Origin of the sequence: Pseudooceanicola sp. (assembly GCF_029213205.1) — a bacterium.
Lineage (GTDB): Bacteria > Pseudomonadota > Alphaproteobacteria > Rhodobacterales > Rhodobacteraceae > Pseudooceanicola.
Window position 1 is genome coordinate 1 of sequence record NZ_JARGNH010000017.1, and the last position, 14,322, is coordinate 14,322.

Genomic DNA, 14,322 nt, shown 5'->3' on the forward strand with positions numbered 1-14,322 from the left:
AAACTGGCCTACTTTTACGCCGCCCTAATGGACCAATTTTGCGCCGCCCTTGACAACACGATCAGCTCGTGTGCCGCGTCCGCTTCCCCGACGATGATATCCACGCCCTCATCAACCTGGTGGCCGGGGTTTAGCTCGGCGGACGCGGGCAGCCCAAAGGCCAGAAAAGCGGCTGTAACGGGGGCGCTCAGGCGGTTCAGCATCGGACCTTCTCCTCAACTTCTACTCAGAAGTTGGGGTATTCGCCGTAGGTTAGGACGAGCGCCGTTTTCAGGGGGAAGAGACAGTAGGAATGACGTCCTAAAGGCTTGACCGGGCGTTACATACTCACGTATGTCAAGTTTTGAGTAGAAGTTGACATCGGACTAATTCGGGCGCTTTGTCAGCTCTATGCCGTTGAACAGACTCCGAAATTCCAATCATCCGAAGGCTGGTTCCACGACCAAGGTGGAGCCGATCCGTGATCTTTCGGCGATTGCAGCGATCAAGAAAAATTTATCGGCAAGGCCGCGTGACCTGTGTCTGTTCACGCTCGGCATCAACACGGCTTACCGGGCCAATGAACTGCTCTCCATCCGCGTTGGACAGGTTGCGCATTTGAGCGCAGGCGACACCCTCGATCTCATGCAGTCGAAAAATCAGCGGCATAGGATGATTACGCTGAACGGGACGGCAGCAAGCGCGATCCAGGACTGGCTGAAGCTACATCCGGCTCCCGAAGATCACGCAGCGCTCTTCCCGTCACGCTGCCCTGTCCGCCTACGGCCTGCATCTGGCGATGAAGGTGATGCAGCAGGACAGTGAGGTCATCGAAGACCCTTCGAGCTTGCGCCGTCAGCGCAAATCCCGCCGCAAGATGATGATCCTCGGCCTGATCGTGGTCGTCGGCCTCGTTCAGTGGGGGCTGTCATGAGCAAGGACTGGAATGACCGTCATCCGTTTGGCTCGGCCAACTTTGCGGCACATGGGCATTCGCCCGTGGGCGGTGTTCCAGTCACTAAAGCAGATGGATGATCTCGCACCCGGCGCGCGGGACATCATCACCTCCAGTGCGGGTTGCCAGAGTTATTTCAGCCTGCGCGATGTCCTGTCCTCGCGCACGATCTCGGAAATGCTCGGGGTGCAGACCTTCAAATGGAACGATCCCATCCGGCAAGGGCGAGCGCGCCTCGATCAGGCCAGGCTACTTGGCAATCTCTTCAGCGGGGCCGATCCGTTCGATCTGATCCCGCAGCTCATGCAGAAGCGACTGGAAAGCCAGTGGCAGACACGGCAACGCCGCCCGCTGCGCACCACGGATGAAGTGCTGAACCTGCCGGAGAACCGCCAGTTCATCTTTGCGGATGGCCTGCCGGGGGCGGTGCTGGCGGAACGCGCGCCGTACTTCGATCAGCCGTTTGTGGCGGGGCGGTATCACCCGAACCCCTATCATCCGCCCTATGACCATGTGAGCGTGACGACCAATACAGGCCGTAGGGAACTGCGCCCCGTCATCTGTGAGCGTGTGCCCGACCCCTTCGCCCACCTGCCGCAATACCGGGACGGGATTTGGTCGCATATCGGGGAGAGCGGTGATGCGTGACCGCCGTCCCAGTTCCTACAGTTTTCAGCACCGGGGCGAACTACCATCCTATGATGCCAAGTTCACCCGTGATGCCGGGCTGTCGCGGGAAGCGTTTGAAGCCCTGCGGACAGGCCGGACGCCTGAACCTCGCGCCACCCGCGACCTCGCAGAGCGCGACCAGTGGCATGTAAAGATCAACCGCTTCGATCTGCCGGAACCGCGTCCTGACTTCGCCCCGCCAAACCGCGCCCGCTTCAATGCTGACTGGGAAGAGATGCGCCGCCTGTCCCGTGCGAAGTTCGAGGAACGCCGTCTGAATGTGGCCAGTCGGTTTTTTCGGCGGGCGCGCGACCGATGAATATCAGCAAAGTCTAATGTGCTGATCTTGCTCAATTTTACGTTGAAAAGGAGAAAGCCGATGTGATATGTTCTATCTTTGTTCTTATTCGCTGACGGCATGTCCTCGCGGACCATAAGAGCAAAACGACAAATCCCGAAAACTAAACCACCAACCAAGGAAAGGAGCATTTCCATGGACAGTACAACTGTGCCCAACAAACCAATCGAAACCCTGCGCGATAGCCGTCTGAAGGCGAGTATCTGGGAGAACGCATCCGAGAAAGGCCCGTACTACACGGTCTCTCTTGCCAAGATTTACGAGGACAAGGACGGCCACCTTCAGGAGACACAATCGTTTTCTGCAAGTGAGCTGTTGCGCGTGGCCGAACTTGCTCGTGAAGCGCACGGCGTGGTCCGTGACCTGAAGCGCGAACGCAGCCACGAGCGGAACACCGAGCAACAGGCTGAACAGGGAAGCAACCGCTCTCGCTCTGAGCGTCCGGCACGCTTCCGCAGGTGAGTAACCGAACAGCGGACGGGCGCTTGGCTGTGTGGGGCCGCGCCCGTCCTGACATCAACAAGAAAAACAGAAAGGACGCACCATGAAAGATAGAGGGAAAACGAAAACAGAGCAGAAAGACCTGAGCACGCTCGGGCCGCCAAGGTCACTCGGTGATCGCCTGCTGGACGATTACGGGGCTGAGTTGGAAGGTGAAGGTCTGAGCGCAGAGCAGCAGAAGGAATGTCTGCTCGCCCTGTGGCAGGTGATGGTCGCGTTTGTTGATCTGGGGTTCAGCGTCAAGCCTGGGGATAAACTCTTCCCCGAAAGTGACGTGGGCTTCGATGATGTGCTAAACTACCTGTGCCTTGAAGACCTGCCGCGTGAAACAGTCGCATCCCCTGAAAAACAACAAGAAGAGGAGCGACCATGAGCGCAGAACATCTACCATTTTCCGATCCAACAATACCCAAGGCGGTCATTTACTGCCGCGTGTCTTCTGCCAAACAGGTTGAGGAAGGCCACGGCCTTGAGTCCCAAGCGACCCGTTGCCGTGAATATGCGGAGCGTAAACGCTATGAGGTTATCAAGACCTTCTATGAACGGGGCGTGTCCGGCGGCCTGATGGACCGCCCGTCCTTCAACAAACTCATTGCCTTTATCAAAGCCTCGAAGCTGGACGGTGTGGTTGTCATTATCGACGATATCAGCCGCTTTGCCCGCGACGTTGAGAGTCACTGGACGCTCCGCCGCACCCTGAAAGATATCGGCGGCAAGCTGGAAAGCCCGTCCATCACCTTTGGTGAAGATTCCGATTCCGTCTTGATTGAGAACCTGCTCGCCTCCGTCTCGCAGCACCAGCGCCAGAAGAACCGCGAACAGACCACCAACCGCATGCGCGCCCGTACCATGAACGGTTACTGGTGTTTCCCTGCGCCGCCGGGTTTCAAATATGCGCGTGTGGACGGGCACGGCAAACTGCTGGTGCGGGATGAACCGATGGCAACCATCATCACTGACGCGCTGGAGGGGTTTGCAACCGGGCGCTATGCGTCCCAGTCCGAAGTGAAGACCTACCTCGAATCCGAACCCGTCTTCGCCTCCCGCTTTCCGAACGGCTACATGCGCTATGAAGAGGTGATCCGCCTGCTCACTCGTCCGCATTATGCGGGATATATCGAGGTGCCTGCCTGGGGCATTCCGCTCATGAAGGGCAAGCATGAGGGGCTGATCACGCTGGAAACCTATACCCGTATCCAGCAGCGTATCCGCGAAGGTGCGCGTGTTGCCGCAAGAGCGGACATCAACAAGGACTTCCCGCTACGCGGCTTCGCGCTCTGCGGTGATTGTGAAAAGCCACTGACCTCTTGTTGGTCGAAGTCCAAGACCGGAGACAAGCATCCCTATTACATGTGCTTCAACAAGGGCTGCGGCTCCTACCGGAAATCCATCCGGCGCGCCGTGATCGAGGGTGAGTTCGCAGACCTGCTGCGTGACGTTGCACCGTCTCCGGCAAAGCTGTCACTGGCCAAACGGATGTTCTCAGCCGCGTGGAATGAGCGCCAGGACCGCGCCCGTGAAAATGCCGCGCTCTATGCCAACAAGATCGGCGAATTGGACAAGCAAGTGGAGACGCTGCTGTCCCGTCTCATGGAGGCCGACACCAGCACGGTCGTCAAAGCTTACGAAAAGAAGATTGCCGAACTCGAACATCAGAAACTCCTGCTAGCCGAAAAAGCTGACGCAACAGGCAAACCGAGAGCAGGCTTTGAGCAAATGTTCGAACTCGCCGTCCGATTTCCTGCAAACCTTTGGAAAGTCTGGGAAACAGGTCGCTTCGACCTGCAACGACTCGTGCTCAGACTGGCCTTTACAGACCGCTTGGCCTACTGCCGCGAAACAGGGTTTCGAACCCCGGAGGTTTCGTTTCTGTTCAAAGTGTTAGGAGGGGAATCCGTGCGGGATTGTAAAATGGCGGAGGAGGTGGGATTCGAACCCACGGTACGCTCTCACGCACGCCGGTTTTCAAGACCGGTGCATTCGACCACTCTGCCACTCCTCCGGGTTTGACCGCTGTAACGGGCGGCAAATGATTCGGCAAATGCAACCAACGGTCCAGCCGGCCTGTGCAACTGGGCCACGCCGCGGCGTGCCATTCCGGGCCCCCTTCACGGCAGGCTTTTCTTGTGCGGTGTGAAAGGTTACACTCTCGCCAAATCAACGCCCGCAAAGGGCGATCCTATCGGCAGCGCCGGAGTAACCGGCACCAGCGGCAATGACCGTCACACAGGCAAGGGATCAGGCATGTTACAAGGGAAAACCCAGTTTTTTGGGGCCGTAGGGGCCCCCAGTTCGCGTGTCATTCGGGCCGCGACCGCGCTGTCGCTGACGCTGGCAACCTCGGCCTGCATGGAGGGCGGCGAATTTCCGCTGTTCCAGTCGAAACCGGCAGAAGAGGCCGCCAGTGATGAGGTCGCCACCCGGCGCGCCACCCGGCTGATCGAGCGCGATATCGAGGCGCCGGAGGTGTTTCAGGTGACCGAGGCCGGTCTTTGGGATGGCCGCCCGTCACTGGGCGGGGTCTGGGTCGCGCATCCGGATGTGAAGGATCCGGAACGGGTTCTGATCCGCAACACCGCCAACGACAAATTCGTCATCGGTGCCTTGTTCCGCCGCGAACGGGAAAACCCCGGTCCCCGGTTCCAGGTGTCATCGGATGCCGCCGCTGCGCTTGGGTTGCTGGCCGGTGCGCCGATCAATCTGAACGTCACCGCCCTGCGTCGCGAAGAGGTGCCACAGGCACCCGAAGCGCTGCCGTCCGCCGACAAGGTTGAGGAGCAGGCGCTGGATCCGATCGCCTCGGCGGCGTCGGCCATCGACAAGGCCGAGGGCAAGAAGCAACCGGCGGCCAAGGCCACAGCGCCTGTCGCGGCCGCTGCCGCCGTTGCAACCACGGCGACCGATTCCGCTGTCGAGATGGCCGGGGCGACCCCGGAACCGGCGAAGAAAGAAACCTTCTTTTCCAAGCTGTTCAGCAAGAAGAAAGCCGCGCCCGCCGCCGATGCCAAAGAGATGGCGAGTGGTGTAAGCACCACGACCCTGTCGGCCCCGGCGGTGCAGAGCACGCCGTTGAATGCGATGAAACCGGCGGTCCAGGCGGCGCCGTCCGCAGCAAGGGTGCAACCGGCATCGGCCCCGGCGGCCAGCGCCGTCAAGACGGCGCGCGCCAGCGGCCTCAGCAAGCCCTATCTGCAGATCGGGATCTTCAGCGTCGAGCAGAATGCCAACAACACCGCCACCGCGATGCGCCAGGCCGGGATGATTCCAACGGTGCGCAAACAGTCCAGCAAGGGCAAGAAATTCTGGCGGGTGCTGATCGGCCCGGCGACCAGCAGCGCGGATCAGGCGCAGCTGCTCAAGAAAGTGAAATCGGCGGGCTTTACCGACGCCTATGCCGTGACAAACTGACCGCCGTCATGCCAGTATCGCGGGCAAAACCGGGGCCAGGATCGGCCCTGGCCAGACGGAGGCAGCCATGATCACATTCCCCGCATGCCAGATGACGCCCTGCGCCGACCGGCAGGCGCGGCCAGGACGCCGCCCTATCTGGGCCGGCTTTACCCGGATCAGTGCCGCGTTGCTGCTGCTGGCGCTGGCCGCCCTGCCAGCTCGGGCCTTTGACACCAAGGCGCGCGCCGCCTTTGTGATCGACATCAGCACCCGCACCATCCTGCTGGCCAAGGACGCGGACGAGGCGCTGCCGCCAGCATCAATGTCCAAGCTGATGACGCTCTACGTGGCCTTCGAGGCGATCCGCGACGGGCGCTTGCAGCTCGATGAGAAACTGCCGGTATCGCGCCATGCGATGTCCTATGGCGGCTCGACGATGTTCCTGGATACCACCGACAAGGTTCGGGTCGAGGATCTGCTTCGCGGCATCATCGTGCTCAGCGGCAACGACGCCTGTGCGGTGATCGCCGAGGCGCTGTCGCCGGACGGGACCGAGGCCGGGTTTGCCAATTACATGACCCAGCGGGCCCAGCAGCTGGGCATGACAGCCTCTACCTTTGCCAATTCCAACGGCTGGCCCGCAGAGGGGCACCGGATGTCGATGCGCGATCTGGCGCTGCTGGCGGCGCATCTGATCGAGGATTTCCCGCAGTTCTACCCGATGTTCGCCGAGCGCGAATTCGCCTTTGACAATCGCGCCCCACAGAATGTCCACAACCGCAATCCGCTGCTGGGTCTTGGCATCGGCGCCGATGGTCTGAAAACCGGGCACACCTCCGAGGCCGGATATGGCCTGGTCGGATCGGCAAAACAGGGCGATCGCCGGGTGGTCTTTGCCCTGACCGGTCTCGACAGCCCGCAATCGCGGGCCGAGGAGAGCCGGTCGATCGTCAATTGGGCGTTTCGCCAGTTTGCCGAAAAAGAAGTGATCAAATCCGGTGACATCGTGCTGCAGGCGCAGGTCTCGATGGGGCAGGTGAATCAGGTCGGGCTGACCCCGGCCCGCGACGTGAGCGCCTTGTTGCCGGTGCTGGCAGGGTCTGGGCTGGCGGCTGAGGTGGTTTATCAATCGCCGCTGCGTGCGCCGGTTTCAGCGGGCACCGAGGTTGGCGAATTGATCCTGCGCCCCGAGGGGCTGCCGGAAATCCGGGTGCCGGTCGTCACTGCCGACGGGGTTGCGCGCGGCGGCATCATGGTGCGGATGCGGGCGGCGACGCAGCATCTGCTGAACCGGCTGGACAGCGCGCCCGAGGCCAGCTCTTGAGCCAAGGAACCGGCGCCGGTCTGTTCATTTCCCTTGAGGGGATCGACGGCTCCGGAAAATCCACCCAGGCCCGGCTGCTGGCCGAGGCGCTGCAGGCCAGCGGTCATGAGGTGGTGCTGACCCGCGAACCCGGCGGATCGCCGGGGGCCGAGGAAATCCGCCGTCTGGTGCTTGAGGGCGCCCCGGACCGTTGGTCGGCCGAGACCGAGATTCTGTTGTTCACCGCCGCCCGGCGCGACCACCTGGAACGCACCATCCAGCCAGCCCTGGCGGCGGGTAAGGTGGTGATCTGCGATCGCTTTGCCGATTCCACCCGGGTCTACCAGGGCGTGTCTCGTGGCGATCTGCGGCCAATAGTGGATCAGTTGCACAGGCTGATGATCGGGCGTGAGCCGGACCTGACCCTGCTGATCGACATGGAACCGGCCAAAGGCCTGTCGCGGGCGCTGGGTCGTCAGGGCAATGAGGAACGGTTTGAGAGCTTTGGCGAAGGTTTGCAGGCGCAGATGCGCCGCGCCTTTCTGGATCTGGCGGCGGAATTTGCCGACCGGTTCCGGGTGATCGACGGTGGCCGCGCGATCGAGGCGGTGGCGGCGGATGTGCTGGATCTGGTGCAAAGCGAATTGGGCGCCGCCGCGGCGCGCGGCTAGGGCAGGCGCGGGGCATGAACGCCACGGACGGGGGCGATCGTCGCCCGCTTTCCCGCTTCACCTCGCCGCCGCACCTGCCTATCCTTGCAGGCGAACCATGCGCGGATCCCGATGACTGACGAGCTTACCCCAGAACCCGACCGGATCGACGGCGCGCCGCATCCCCGCGACACGCCCGAGATCTTTGGTCAGGACGCCGCCCAGGCTGGATTTCTGACCGCGTTCAATTCCGGCCATCTGCATCACGCCTGGCTGATCACCGGGCCCAAGGGCACCGGCAAGGCGACGCTGGCCTGGTCGATCGCGCGGTTTCTGCTGGCCACCCCGTTGGCCGACAGTGCTGGTCTGTTCGGGGCGCCGCCACCCGTCGAAACCCTGGCCATCGACCCCGAACACCCGGTCGCGCGGCGGATGCGTTCGGGGGCCGAACAGGGGCTGTTCGTGCTGCGCCGCCCCTATGACGACAAGGCCAAGCGGTTGAAGCAAGAGATCACCGTCGACGAAGCCCGCAAGATGAAGGGCTTTTTCGCCCTGTCCTCGGCGGATGGTGGGCGCCGGGTGGTGATCGTCGATGCCGCCGACGAAATGAACGTCAACGCCGCCAATGCGATCCTCAAGATCCTCGAAGAGCCGCCTGCCAAGACCACGATCCTGATGGTGGCGCACCGGCCCTCGGCGCTGCTGCCGACGATCCGCTCGCGCTGTCGGGAATTGCGGCTGGCGCCGCTGTCGGTGCAGGATATCGCCCGGGCGCTGGATCAGGCCGGGATCGACACCGCCGGACAGACGGATGCGCTGGCGGCGTTGGCGGCCGGATCGGCGGGCGAGGCGATGCGCCTCTGCCTGCTGGAGGGGCCGAAACTCTATGCCGAGCTGATCGCCACCTTTGCCGGGCTGCCCCGGCTTGACCGGCGCCGTGCCCTGACGCTGGCCGACAGTGCCGCGGCCCGCGGCGCCGAGGAACGGCGCAAGCTGGTGCACAGCCTGACCGCGCTGTTCCTCGCCCGGCTGGCCCGCACTGGCGCCATCGGTGCCCCGCCGAGCCCGGAGGCGGCGCCGGGCGAGGCGACGCTGCTGGCGCGTCTGGCCCCGGACAGCGCCGCGGCACGACGCTGGGCCGAAGCGGCCGAGCTGATCGGCGCCCGCGCCCGGCATGGCGCTGCCGTTAACCTTGACCCTGCGGCGTTGATCCTTGATACCCTGTTCAAGATCCAAAAGACCGCCGCGGCCTGACCCGGCGCCGACCGAGGCCGCAATGAATATTCCGCAGATCACCGACAGCCATTGCCACCTCGATTTCCCGGATTTCGATGGGGAACATGGCGAGGTGATTGCCCGCGCCGCCGCCGCCGGGGTCACCCGCATGGTCACCATCTGCACCAAGCTGCAAAACGAACCGGCGGTGCGTGCCCTGGCCGAGGCGCATGACCCGGTGTTCTATGCCGCCGCCAGCCACCCGATGAGCGTGGCCAGTGAGCCGATGGCGACCACCGATCAGCTGATCGCGCTGGCCCGGCATCCGAAATTCGTCGGTATCGGTGAGACCGGTCTGGACTACCACTATTCCGCCGACAGCGCCGAGGCGCAGCAGGAGTCGCTGCGCATTCATATCGCCGCAGCCCGCGCCACCGGCCTGCCGCTGATCATCCATGCCCGCGACGCCGATGACGATGCCGCCCGTATCCTGTCCGAAGAATACCGCAACGGCGCCTATTCCTGCGTCATGCATTGCTTTACGTCTTCGCCGGAGCTGGCGCGTGCCGCGCTCGACCTCGGGTTCTATCTGTCGATGTCGGGAATCACCGCCTTTCCGAAAAGCCAGCCGTTGCGCGATATCTTTGCCGCCGTGCCGCTCGACCGGATCCTGGTGGAAACCGACAGCCCCTATCTGGCGCCGCCACCGCATCGCGGGCGGCGCAACGAACCGGCCTATACCGCCGACACGGCGCGCAGGGCGGCAGAGACTTTTGGCCTCGACTATGCGGCATTTGCCGCCGCGACCCAGGCCAATTTCGATCGGCTGTTCTGGAAAGCCGCCGCATGGAGGGCCGCCGCGTAATGGGCGAATTGCGTTTTACCATCCTCGGCTGTGGATCCTCGGGCGGGGTGCCGCGTCTGGGCGGAAAATGGGGCGATTGTGATCCCAACGAGCCACGCAATATCCGCCATCGCTGTGCGCTTCTGGTCGAACGCGAGGGGGCGGATGGCACCACCTCCGTGCTGATCGACACCGGGCCGGACCTGCGCCAGCAATTGCTGAATGCCGGGGTCGGGCGGCTGGATTCGGTGATCTGGACCCATTCCCATGCCGATCATGTGCATGGGCTCGATGACCTCAGGATGATCGTCTACAACATGCGCAAACGGCTGCATGTCTGGGCCGATGGCGACACCCAGAACGATCTGTTCTCGCGCTTTGGCTATGCCTTCGTGCAGCCCGCAGGTTCGCCCTATCCGCCAATCATGAACATGCACACGATCGACGGGCCGATCACCATCGATGGCGACGGCGGCGAGATCGTGTTCGAGCCGTTCAAGGTCAACCATGGGGCCATCGACGCGCTGGGGTTCCGGATCGGTGATCTGGCCTATCTGCCCGATGTCGCCAAGATGACGGACGAAGCCTGGGCGGCGGTGCAGGGCCTCGATTGCTGGATCCTCGACGCGCTGCGCCGGGAACCGCATCCGACTCATTCGCATCTGGCGCAATCGCTGGAATGGATCGAACGGGCGGCGCCGAAGCGCGCGGTGCTGACCAATATGCATATCGACCTCGATTACGCGACCGTTGCCGCCGAAACCCCCGATCACATCGTTCCGGCCTATGACGGCATGACGATCACCTACCCGGCCTGACCGGATGCAAGCGCTGATCACGGTCATCCTGCCGGTGTTCCTGTTGATCGGTGCCGGATGGGCGGCGACGCGCGGCGGGTTGACCGCCGCCGCGATGTCAGAGGCGCTGACCAAATTCGCCCAGGTGGTCGCCTTTCCCTGCCTGCTGTTCCGCGCGGTGGTGAACCTCGATATCGGCCAGGAATTCAACGCGCCGCTGTTGCTGTCCTATTATGCCGCCGCCGCCGCCTGTTTCTTTATCGGCATGTTCGCTGCGCATTACGTGTTTCGCCGCGACTGGGAAGACAGCGTCGTCGTCGGCTTTTGCTGCCTGTTCTCGAACACGTTGATGCTGGCAATCCCGATCACCGAACGCGCCTATGGTCACGAGGCGCTGGCCTCGAATTTCGCCATCGTCGCGATCCATGCGCCGTTCTGCTACACCCTCGGCATTGTGTCGATGGAGCTGGTGCGGGCCGGTCAGAACGGATTTCGCCCGCTGGCGCTGGGCCGTCAGATCCTGCGCCAGGTGGTGGCCAATCCGCTGGTGATCGCGCTGGCGCTGGGCTTTGTGGTGAACCTGGCCGGGCTGATCACCCCGGTGCCGCTCTATGCGGCGATCAATATGCTGGCCAATGCGGCGGTGCCGGTCGGGTTGTTCGCGATCGGCGGGGTGCTGACCCAATACAAGCTTGAGGGCGACGGGCGGCTGATCGCCATGGTCTGCGTCATTGCCCTGATGGTGCATCCGGCCTTGATGTGGGCGACGGGCAGTGTCGCCGGGCTGTCGCAATCGGCCTTCCGCTCGGCAGTGATCACCGCCGCAGTGGCGCCGGGGGTGAATTCCTATGTCTTTGCCAATATCTATGGCCGGGCGGAACGGGTGGCGGCCTCGTCGGTCTTGATGACCACGATGGGCTGTCTGCTGAGCGTCTGGCTCTGGTTGACCCTGCTGCCTTGAGGCGCGGCGCGGGGTCCGCTTAACCCAGCAATCTGGTGCGCAATGCCGCGCGAGTCGCCTCTGGCACCCCGATGGCCGCCAAATAGCCCACAGCGCCGCCGTGTTCGCGATCCAGCCAGTCCAGCGTTGCCCGCATCGTTTCCGGGCGCGAGCCGAGCACCCGTTCGGCATGCGCCGGATCGGTCCCTCGGGCGCGAGAGCGGGCGCGCAGCACCGCGATCAGCCCGGCGCCATGACTGGCGGTGCGGGCGTAATCGGCCACCACGGCGTCGCGACCGACCTCGGCGTTTTCCAGCAGCAGCGCCGCGATCAGCCCGGTGCGATCCTTGCCCGCCGTGCAGTGGAACAGCACCGTGCCCGGATGCGGCTGAGCCAGGAAATCCAGCGCCTCGGCAAAGGCCGGGCCGCAGCCACTCAACCCGGCGCGATAGCGCAGCCCCATGTCAAAGCCGCCCGGCTGTCCTTGCGCCATCGCGTCAATCGTGGCCAGCCGGTCATAGAGCGGCAGGTGGCGATATTGCACCGCGTCGTGATCGGCCAGCGGGTTCGGCGCCTCGTCGACCTCGTGATGCGAGCGCAGGTCGAGGATGGTGGTCAGCCCCGAGGCCAGCAGCGCCGCGAGTCCGGCGCTGTCGAGTCCGCGCAACGCGTCGCCGCGCAGGTAGGCGCCATCCCGGGTGCGTTCGCCGCTGCCGGTCGGATGGCCGCCAAGCCCGCGGATATTATGCACGCCGCTCAACATTGGTCCGTTTGCCATGTCGCTCATTGTCATTTCCCCTATGTCGCGGCGACTTTGGCGGGGTTGCCGGGGGGCTGCAACCAAAGGTCAGAACCGTGCAACATCGCCGCGCGCCACCGCCACCGATTTCACGATGGCATGGCAATGCCGCCCCGGCACCAGATCGAGCGCCAGAGCCGAGCGGGCGGTCAGCCGCGCCAGGATCAGATCCTCGCCGACCTTGAGCTGCGCGATCACCCCCGGCCCCTGGCCCTGTTTCACCGCGACCACCACCGCTGGCAGGATGTTGAGTGCCGACAGCCCCTGAGGCCGGTCGCGCGCCAGGATCACATCCTGCGCCTCGATCCGCACCCGCAGGCGGGTGCCGGGATCGGCGGCGACATGCGGCAGGAACAGCTGTCCACCGGACACTGCGATCTCGCTCAGCCCGTCCGGGTGATGGCGGATAATCTGGCCGCTCAGCAGCGCCCCGGCCTGACGCAGGCCAAAACGCGGCGCCAGGTCGGGATCGGCGAACAGCACCTCGGCCAGCCCTGCCGCGACCACCTGACCCTCAGCCAGCAGCACGACCGAGGTCGCCAGCCGCGCCACCTCTTCCATCACATGGCTAACATAGAGGATCGGCAGCGCCGCCTCGTCGCGCAGCCGTTCAAGATAGGGCAGGATCTCGTCCTTGCGTTCGGGGTCGAGCGCGGCCAGCGGTTCGTCCATCAGCAGCAGCTCCGGCGCCGACAGCAGCGCCCGCCCGATGGCCACCCGTTGCTTTTCACCCCCCGAAAGCGCACCGGGGCGCCGGGCCAGCAGCGGCCCGATGCCCAGCATCTCTACCACCCGCGCGGTTGCGGCGGCGTCCGGTCGGCGCCCGGTCACCCTGGCCGGATAGGCCAGATTGGCGGCGGCGCTGAGATGCGGAAACAGCCGCCCCTCCTGGAACACATAACCGATCCGACGCTGATGCGGTGGCAGGCAGAGCCTGGCGGCAGAATCGCACAGCACCCGGTCACCCAGCCGGATCTGGCCCCGGTCGGGGCGCAGCAGCCCGGCCACCGCATTGACCAGCGTGGTCTTGCCGGCGCCGGAATGCCCGAACAGCGCGGTGACCCCGCCCGGCGCCTCGAACGCGGCGGTCAGGGTGAACGCCCCGACCCGGTGGCTGATATCGACGCTGAGCCCGCTCATGCCATGCCGATCCGGCGTGACAGCGCCCGTGCCAGCGCCTCGGATCCGACCAGCGCGATCATCGAAATCACGATGGAAACGCCGACCAGCGCCACCACCGCGGCCTCGCCACCCGGCACCTGCAGAAAGGTGTAGATCGCCGAAGCCAGGGTCCGGGTCTCACCGGGGATGTTGGAGACGAATGTGATCGTCGCACCGAATTCGCCCATTGCCTTGGCAAAGGCCAGGATCGCACCGGTCAGCACCCCGGGCAGCGACAGCGGAAGGGTGACGGTGGCGAACACCCGCCAGGGCGCGGCGCCAAGGGTGGCCGAGGCGTCTTCGAGCCGCTGGTCCACCGCTTCGATCGACAGGCGCATGGCGCGCACCATCAGCGGAAAGCCCATCACCGCGGCGGCCAGCGCCGCGCCGGTCCAGCGGAAGGCGAAGACCAGACCCAGATGCGCCTCAAGCCAGCCGCCAATCACGCCCTGCGGGCCAAGGCTGGCCAGCAGCAGATAGCCGGTGACCACCGGCGGCATCACCAGCGGCAGATGCACCAGCCCGTTCAGGATGTCACGCCCGGGAAACCGGAAACGGGACAGCAGATAGGCGACCGCGAGGGCGACGGGTAAGGACAGCAGCGTCGCCCAAAAGGCAACCTTCAGCGACAGCGTCACCGCTTGCCATTCCTCGGGGCCCAGCCAACCCATTTCGCCGCCACACCTTTCCGCACGATCCAATCGGGGGATCTGGCAAGTCGGGGTGGGGTTTGGCAAGCCCTAGTCACCTGGAACTGTAAT

Annotated in this window: 18 protein-coding genes, 1 tRNA gene and 1 pseudogene; 14 read left to right on the forward strand and 6 right to left on the reverse strand. The window is 64.1% G+C overall.

Translation table 11 applies throughout. The features are described 5' to 3' along the window. Positions 1 to 14: 14 nt before the first annotated feature. Entirely contained in the window at positions 15 to 203 is a 189-nt protein-coding gene (locus P1U48_RS12650) for a hypothetical protein (protein WP_301069396.1), read from the reverse strand. 187 nt (positions 204 to 390) lie between these two features. Here P1U48_RS12650 and P1U48_RS12655 point away from each other — a divergent pair, with 187 nt between their 5' ends. The 7 genes and pseudogenes from P1U48_RS12655 to P1U48_RS12685 all read left to right on the forward strand — a co-directional run. Continuing rightward, the gene (locus tag P1U48_RS12655; protein WP_301069397.1) at positions 391 to 804 is read left to right on the forward strand and encodes a tyrosine-type recombinase/integrase; all 414 of its coding nucleotides are present in this window, start codon (positions 391 to 393) and stop codon (positions 802 to 804) included. Further along, positions 788 to 913, forward strand: coding sequence for a hypothetical protein (locus tag P1U48_RS12660; RefSeq protein WP_301069399.1), 126 nt, complete (start codon positions 788 to 790; stop codon positions 911 to 913). Before P1U48_RS12655 ends, P1U48_RS12660 begins: the two co-directional genes overlap by 17 nt. Before the next feature lie 12 nt (positions 914 to 925). Then, positions 926 to 1,582, forward strand: coding sequence for a TraM recognition domain-containing protein (locus P1U48_RS12665; RefSeq protein WP_301069400.1), 657 nt, complete (start codon positions 926 to 928; stop codon positions 1,580 to 1,582). Next, complete coding sequence (locus P1U48_RS12670; protein ID WP_301069401.1) at positions 1,575 to 1,922, forward strand: hypothetical protein; 348 nt, start codon at positions 1,575 to 1,577, stop codon at positions 1,920 to 1,922. The genes P1U48_RS12665 and P1U48_RS12670 overlap by 8 nt, the downstream gene beginning before the upstream one ends. 174 nt (positions 1,923 to 2,096) lie before the next feature. Then, on the forward strand, positions 2,097 to 2,423 hold the full coding sequence (locus tag P1U48_RS12675; protein ID WP_111734230.1) for a hypothetical protein: 327 nt from the start codon (positions 2,097 to 2,099) through the stop codon (positions 2,421 to 2,423). 82 nt (positions 2,424 to 2,505) lie between these two features. Further along, on the forward strand, positions 2,506 to 2,835 hold the full coding sequence (locus P1U48_RS12680; RefSeq protein ID WP_301069403.1) for a hypothetical protein: 330 nt from the start codon (positions 2,506 to 2,508) through the stop codon (positions 2,833 to 2,835). Beyond that, positions 2,832 to 3,881: pseudogene (locus P1U48_RS12685) on the forward strand (recombinase family protein); the annotation flags it as partial. The gene P1U48_RS12680 and the pseudogene P1U48_RS12685, both read left to right, overlap by 4 nt. A gap of 63 nt (positions 3,882 to 3,944) precedes the next feature. On the opposite strand, the gene P1U48_RS12690 reads toward P1U48_RS12685, so the two are convergent. Further along, on the reverse strand, positions 3,945 to 4,115 hold the full coding sequence (locus P1U48_RS12690) for a hypothetical protein (RefSeq protein WP_301069404.1): 171 nt from the start codon (positions 4,113 to 4,115) through the stop codon (positions 3,945 to 3,947). Between the two features lie 259 nt (positions 4,116 to 4,374). Beyond that, positions 4,375 to 4,464 (reverse strand) — tRNA-Ser (locus P1U48_RS12695). A 347-nt stretch (positions 4,465 to 4,811) separates the two neighbouring features. Between P1U48_RS12695 and P1U48_RS12700 the strand changes: the two genes are divergently transcribed. The 7 genes from P1U48_RS12700 (at position 4,812) to P1U48_RS12730 (ending at position 11,622) form a co-directional block, all read left to right on the forward strand. Continuing rightward, a complete protein-coding gene (locus P1U48_RS12700) occupies positions 4,812 to 5,870 on the forward strand; it encodes an SPOR domain-containing protein (protein WP_301069497.1) in 1,059 nt (352 codons plus the stop codon). A 67-nt stretch (positions 5,871 to 5,937) separates the two neighbouring features. After that, a complete protein-coding gene (locus P1U48_RS12705; protein WP_301069406.1) occupies positions 5,938 to 7,176 on the forward strand; it encodes a D-alanyl-D-alanine carboxypeptidase family protein in 1,239 nt (412 codons plus the stop codon). Then, positions 7,173 to 7,826 carry a dTMP kinase gene (tmk, locus tag P1U48_RS12710; protein WP_301069407.1) on the forward strand — a complete coding sequence of 218 codons (654 nt, stop codon included), beginning with the start codon at positions 7,173 to 7,175 and terminating at the stop codon, positions 7,824 to 7,826. Before P1U48_RS12705 ends, tmk begins: the two co-directional genes overlap by 4 nt. Positions 7,827 to 7,937: 111 nt before the next feature. Then, entirely contained in the window at positions 7,938 to 9,059 is a 1,122-nt protein-coding gene (locus tag P1U48_RS12715; RefSeq protein WP_301069408.1) for a DNA polymerase III subunit delta', read from the forward strand. A gap of 22 nt (positions 9,060 to 9,081) precedes the next feature. After that, the gene (locus P1U48_RS12720) at positions 9,082 to 9,885 is read left to right on the forward strand and encodes a TatD family hydrolase (protein WP_301069409.1); all 804 of its coding nucleotides are present in this window, start codon (positions 9,082 to 9,084) and stop codon (positions 9,883 to 9,885) included. After that, a complete protein-coding gene (locus tag P1U48_RS12725; RefSeq protein WP_301069410.1) occupies positions 9,885 to 10,682 on the forward strand; it encodes an MBL fold metallo-hydrolase in 798 nt (265 codons plus the stop codon). Before P1U48_RS12720 ends, P1U48_RS12725 begins: the two co-directional genes overlap by 1 nt. A gap of 4 nt (positions 10,683 to 10,686) precedes the next feature. Continuing rightward, positions 10,687 to 11,622, forward strand: coding sequence for an AEC family transporter (locus P1U48_RS12730; protein WP_301069411.1), 936 nt, complete (start codon positions 10,687 to 10,689; stop codon positions 11,620 to 11,622). Positions 11,623 to 11,641: 19 nt separating this feature from the next. Here the strand turns inward: P1U48_RS12730 and P1U48_RS12735 are convergent, their stop codons facing one another. The 3 genes from P1U48_RS12735 to modB form a co-directional block, all read right to left on the reverse strand. After that, positions 11,642 to 12,379 (reverse strand): tyrosine-protein phosphatase, encoded by a 738-nt coding sequence (locus P1U48_RS12735; protein ID WP_301069412.1) that lies wholly within the window; start codon positions 12,377 to 12,379, stop codon positions 11,642 to 11,644. Between the two features lie 69 nt (positions 12,380 to 12,448). Beyond that, positions 12,449 to 13,540, reverse strand: coding sequence for a molybdenum ABC transporter ATP-binding protein (modC, locus tag P1U48_RS12740; protein WP_301069413.1), 1,092 nt, complete (start codon positions 13,538 to 13,540; stop codon positions 12,449 to 12,451). Further along, positions 13,537 to 14,232 carry a molybdate ABC transporter permease subunit gene (gene modB, locus P1U48_RS12745; RefSeq protein ID WP_301069414.1) on the reverse strand — a complete coding sequence of 232 codons (696 nt, stop codon included), beginning with the start codon at positions 14,230 to 14,232 and terminating at the stop codon, positions 13,537 to 13,539. Before modB ends, modC begins: the two co-directional genes overlap by 4 nt. Positions 14,233 to 14,322 lie beyond the last annotated feature (90 nt).

Excerpts from the sequence above, each read along its gene's own strand:
- P1U48_RS12735 (WP_301069412.1), bottom strand. The coding sequence starts at position 12,379 with ATGGCAAACGGACCAATGTTGAGCGGCGTGCATAATATCCGCGGGCTT.
- modC (WP_301069413.1), bottom strand. The coding sequence starts at position 13,540 with ATGAGCGGGCTCAGCGTCGATATCAGCCACCGGGTCGGGGCGTTCACC.
- P1U48_RS12680 (WP_301069403.1), top strand. The coding sequence starts at position 2,506 with ATGAAAGATAGAGGGAAAACGAAAACAGAGCAGAAAGACCTGAGCACG.
- P1U48_RS12705 (WP_301069406.1), top strand. The coding sequence starts at position 5,938 with ATGATCACATTCCCCGCATGCCAGATGACGCCCTGCGCCGACCGGCAG.
- P1U48_RS12670 (WP_301069401.1), top strand. The coding sequence starts at position 1,575 with ATGCGTGACCGCCGTCCCAGTTCCTACAGTTTTCAGCACCGGGGCGAA.
- P1U48_RS12720 (WP_301069409.1), top strand. The coding sequence starts at position 9,082 with ATGAATATTCCGCAGATCACCGACAGCCATTGCCACCTCGATTTCCCG.
- P1U48_RS12650 (WP_301069396.1), bottom strand. The coding sequence starts at position 203 with ATGCTGAACCGCCTGAGCGCCCCCGTTACAGCCGCTTTTCTGGCCTTT.
- P1U48_RS12675 (WP_111734230.1), top strand. The coding sequence starts at position 2,097 with ATGGACAGTACAACTGTGCCCAACAAACCAATCGAAACCCTGCGCGAT.
- P1U48_RS12700 (WP_301069497.1), top strand. The coding sequence starts at position 4,812 with ATGGAGGGCGGCGAATTTCCGCTGTTCCAGTCGAAACCGGCAGAAGAG.
- P1U48_RS12655 (WP_301069397.1), top strand. The coding sequence starts at position 391 with ATGCCGTTGAACAGACTCCGAAATTCCAATCATCCGAAGGCTGGTTCC.
- P1U48_RS12690 (WP_301069404.1), bottom strand. The coding sequence starts at position 4,115 with ATGTTCGAGTTCGGCAATCTTCTTTTCGTAAGCTTTGACGACCGTGCT.
- P1U48_RS12730 (WP_301069411.1), top strand. The coding sequence starts at position 10,687 with ATGCAAGCGCTGATCACGGTCATCCTGCCGGTGTTCCTGTTGATCGGT.
- P1U48_RS12660 (WP_301069399.1), top strand. The coding sequence starts at position 788 with ATGCAGCAGGACAGTGAGGTCATCGAAGACCCTTCGAGCTTGCGCCGT.
- P1U48_RS12725 (WP_301069410.1), top strand. The coding sequence starts at position 9,885 with ATGGGCGAATTGCGTTTTACCATCCTCGGCTGTGGATCCTCGGGCGGG.
- modB (WP_301069414.1), bottom strand. The coding sequence starts at position 14,232 with ATGGGTTGGCTGGGCCCCGAGGAATGGCAAGCGGTGACGCTGTCGCTG.
- P1U48_RS12715 (WP_301069408.1), top strand. The coding sequence starts at position 7,938 with ATGACTGACGAGCTTACCCCAGAACCCGACCGGATCGACGGCGCGCCG.
- P1U48_RS12665 (WP_301069400.1), top strand. The coding sequence starts at position 926 with ATGACCGTCATCCGTTTGGCTCGGCCAACTTTGCGGCACATGGGCATT.